General features: G+C 63.2%; 5 protein-coding genes. 3 read left to right on the top strand and 2 right to left on the bottom strand.

All coding sequences use genetic code 11. The features are described from left to right. Nucleotides 1-193: hypothetical protein (locus VJV58_RS15975; protein ID WP_324138335.1), on the top strand; the 193-nt coding region annotated here is incomplete at its 5' end. Between the two features lie 7 nt (nt 194-200). On the opposite strand, the gene VJV58_RS15980 is transcribed toward VJV58_RS15975, so the two are convergent. Then, complete coding sequence (locus VJV58_RS15980) at nt 201-1,139, bottom strand: GlxA family transcriptional regulator (protein ID WP_324138336.1); 939 nt, start codon at nt 1,137-1,139, stop codon at nt 201-203. A gap of 124 nt (nt 1,140-1,263) precedes the next feature. Between VJV58_RS15980 and VJV58_RS15985 the strand changes: the two genes are divergently transcribed. After that, a complete protein-coding gene (locus tag VJV58_RS15985; protein WP_324138337.1) occupies nt 1,264-1,950 on the top strand; it encodes a DJ-1/PfpI family protein in 687 nt (228 codons plus the stop codon). 351 nt (nt 1,951-2,301) lie between these two features. On the opposite strand, the gene VJV58_RS15990 is transcribed toward VJV58_RS15985, so the two are convergent. Then, nucleotides 2,302-2,712 carry an NADH:ubiquinone oxidoreductase subunit NDUFA12 gene (locus tag VJV58_RS15990; RefSeq protein ID WP_324138338.1) on the bottom strand — a complete coding sequence of 137 codons (411 nt, stop codon included), beginning with the start codon at nt 2,710-2,712 and terminating at the stop codon, nt 2,302-2,304. Nucleotides 2,713-2,972: 260 nt separating this feature from the next. On the opposite strand from VJV58_RS15990, the gene VJV58_RS15995 reads away from it, so the two are divergent. Beyond that, nucleotides 2,973-3,409 (top strand): BA14K family protein (locus tag VJV58_RS15995; protein WP_324138339.1); only part of this gene is annotated, 437 nt, incomplete at its 3' end.

Here is a 3,409-nt window from a genome sequence, read left to right on the forward strand (position 1 = left end):
GCTGTTCATGTGCTGGACGCGCGAGACCGGTGTTATTCCGGCCGCGTTAGCCGGCCTGCTGCTCGGGATGAAAGCGCCTGGCGCGCAGATGATCGCGTCCATTACCTTCATTGCCATTTTGATGACGATCCTGATCCAGGCGCCGACAACCGAATGGCTCGGACGCCGACTCGGACTCATGCACCAGGGCTAAGCGCTACCTAACCTGCCCTTGCCGCGCGGCGCACTGATTGTGGCGGCTGGCCAAAGGCGCGAATGAAGGCGCGGCGCATCCGCTCGGGATCGCGAAAACCGGTCAGTTGCGCAACGCGTTCAATCGCCTCGGTCGAAGATTGCACCCGCTGACGCGCCACCTCGATCCGCAGCCGCTCGATCGCCTTCGACGGTGTCGTGCCCGTCTCCGCGATGAAGGCACGGGCGAAATGCCGCGAACTCATGCCGGCCCGTTCGGCCAGATCGTCGACCGTGAGCGGCGCCTTGAGGTTTTCGCGCGCCCAGCTCAATAGTGCTCCGAAGCGGCCGCCTGGAGCTTTTAATTCCAGCAGCGACGAGAACTGCGACTGGCCGCCGCTGCGGCGATGATACAGGACAAGCTCGCGTGCGGTCTTCTGGGCGATCTCGTCGCCGAAATCTTCCGCCACCATGGCAAGCGCCAGATCGATGCCGGCGGTGATCCCGGCTGAACTCCAGATGTTGCCGTCGCGAACGAATATGCGGTCAGGCTCGAGCTTCACCTTGGGATACGCGCTGAGAAAATGTCGGGTGCGCCGCCAGTGCGTGGTGGCGCGGCGGTCATCGAGCAGACCGGCTTCAGCAAGAATGTAAGCGCCGGAGCAGACGCTCGCGAGGCGAATGCCGCGCCTGGCCATCGCGCGCACGAACGCCAGGAGATTCGCTGATTTCGCCGCGAGCTCGACTCCTCCGCCGCCGGCAATGATGAGCGTGCTGATCGGGCCCGCTGCTTTCAGGCTGCGCGCGACCATCTCTACGCCTGAGGAACTGCGGACCGGGCCCGGCACCTCGGCCAACACCTTGATCGATGGCGGCGTACCCGCCAATCGGGCAGCAATTTCGAGCGCCGAAATCGGGCCCGCCGCATCCAAGAGCTGAAAGCCCGGAAATACCACGATGCCGATCATTTTGGCGGCGTCCTTCCCAATGTCCTGAATTGAGGGAAATATGCCATTTCGGACGGAAGCCGATCATGCGAGGATCGCACGGTCAAGCAGAACTTCGCAAACCCAAATCTCCGAAAGGTTCGCCATGTCCGCTCCGCTCCAGATCGGCCTCGTGATATTTCCAAGAGTGACGCAGCTCGACCTCACCGGTCCGGTGCAGGTGTTTTCGAGTGTGCCCGGCGCGCAAGTGCACTTGATCTGGAAACGAATTGAGCCCGTCCCCAGCGATTCCGTGCTGACGCTGACCCCGACCGTCACCTTTGACGATTGCCCGCAGCTCGACGTGATCTGCGTACCGGGCGGCTTCGGCATCAACGAGATGATCAACGATGAGGAGGTGCTGGACTTCGTCCGTCGCCAGGCAAAGGGTGCAAGATACGTCACTTCCGTCTGCACCGGGTCTCTGGTGTTGGGCGCGGCTGGCCTGCTGAAGGGCTATAAGGCGGCGACGCACTGGACCGCGATGGAATTTCTGGCAGCATTTGGTGCAATCCCGACCAAAACGCGCGTCTGCGTCGACCGCAACCGGGTCACCGGCGGCGGGGTCACCGCCGGCATCGATTTCGCGTTGACGCTGGTCTCGATCATGATCGACCGTCAGACCGCCGAGGCGATCCAGCTCGGGCTCGAATATAATCCGGCTCCGCCGTTCAATGCCGGCTCGCCCGACAGCGCGCCGCCCGAAATCCTGGCTCTGCAGAAGGGCAGGATTGCGCCGTCACAGGCGCGGCGCGCCGAGGCGGTTGATCGTGCGGCGGCGCGGTTGGGTTGAGTCAATCGCAAAGAACCCGAGCTGCAAAGAAAAAGGCCGCCTGGTTGCCCAGACGGCCTTTCCTGTCTCACGGCAGCTCCACATTGACGGGCGATCTCAGGACCTCATCGCCGGGGGCCTATTTCCCGGCCACGTCCTGATCGGAAGCCGCTGCGCATCGGGGCAGTCGCGATCTGTTGCCCGAACCGACGCGATGGTTTCCCATCTCCGTAAGATGACTCATTGAGCCACGAACCTGTCAGCAACTCAACAAGGCCGAACAAGACAGACGCAAATGTCCCCGCTGTTCCCGTTGTTCACAGGCTGTTGCGGTGCTTGCCTACGCTGCAGGAGAATTTTGCAGTTTGCAGTTCAGCTACCGGGCGTCCACGGCTGGTAATCGCCGGTCGCCTTGGGGCGCTGCCCGCTTGCGAGCGTGGAGCCTACCGGACGGTACGCCGCCGGGGTACCGGTCATGTTCGGCACATGCGGTTTTTCCCACTCGCGCGGCGTGTAGCTCTGTTCGGTCGGGGCGATATCGACCGTGTGATGCAGCCAACCATGCCATGACGGCGGCACACGTGAGGCCTCAGCAAGTCCGTTGTAGATCACCCAGCGCCGTTCGAAGCCGAGAGTCGGATCAATCTTCCGCCCCTTGGTGCGGTAATAGCGATTGCCCTGCTCGTCCGTGCCGACCAATTCACCAAAGCGCCAGGTCCACAATTGCGTGCCGAATGTCTGGCCATTCCACCAGGTGAATAGCTTGAGCAGAAACTGTTTCATGCAGCCAAGTGTCCCAACTCCGAAAGCGTAGCCGTAGCCCGTAGCATCAGCTGGTCCGAGAACGACTGCCGGTCTGATGCCAGCCGGGGCCCGATTTGTCCAGTAAAGTCGAGGTTTGCGCCGCTCGATCACCACGGAGCTATCCAGTTTGGGCCTGACCAGCTAGCTTTGCGTCGAATCCGTTCATTCCGCGTACAGTTCCGACCTGACAGGTTGCAGCAACATGAAACCACCGGCTGGTCCGGGAAACGGAGCCCACAATGATCGATCGTAAGCTGTCGAGTGCCGCTATCTTAACGGCTCTGGTTTTGGCGATGGCCACGCCGGCCGCTAGTTTGGCACAGACCCCGCCCACCCGGGGCGCGGTCGCTGGTCCCGTTGGCGTCGGCGTTCGTGGTGGCGGCGGCGTGCCGACCGGACGTTTCATTGCGGGCGGTGCGCCGGGTGCCCGTGTTGGCGGTCCCGTTGGTGGTGGCACGCCGATGCCATCTGTCCGCGGCGCGGGTGGCGTGCAAACACAAGCGCACGTCGGCGGTGGCGGCGGGGCCTGGCACGGCGGCGGTTACCGCCATCGGCACGGCGGCGGCGGCTTCATCCCGGGCGCGGTCGCGGGCGGAATCATCGGCGGCGTCCTCGCTTCTGAGGGTTACGGCTATTATGGCGCTCCGGGCGCTTATTACGCGCCAGGCTATTACGA

The organism is Bradyrhizobium sp. (assembly GCF_035273305.1).
GTDB lineage: Bacteria > Pseudomonadota > Alphaproteobacteria > Rhizobiales > Xanthobacteraceae > Bradyrhizobium.

Bases quoted from the DNA above. Each gene is read 5' to 3' on its own strand.
- VJV58_RS15985 (WP_324138337.1), top strand. From the start codon at position 1,264: ATGTCCGCTCCGCTCCAGATCGGCCTCGTGATATTTCCAAGAGTGACG.
- VJV58_RS15990 (WP_324138338.1), bottom strand. From the start codon at position 2,712: ATGAAACAGTTTCTGCTCAAGCTATTCACCTGGTGGAATGGCCAGACA.
- VJV58_RS15980 (WP_324138336.1), bottom strand. From the start codon at position 1,139: ATGATCGGCATCGTGGTATTTCCGGGCTTTCAGCTCTTGGATGCGGCG.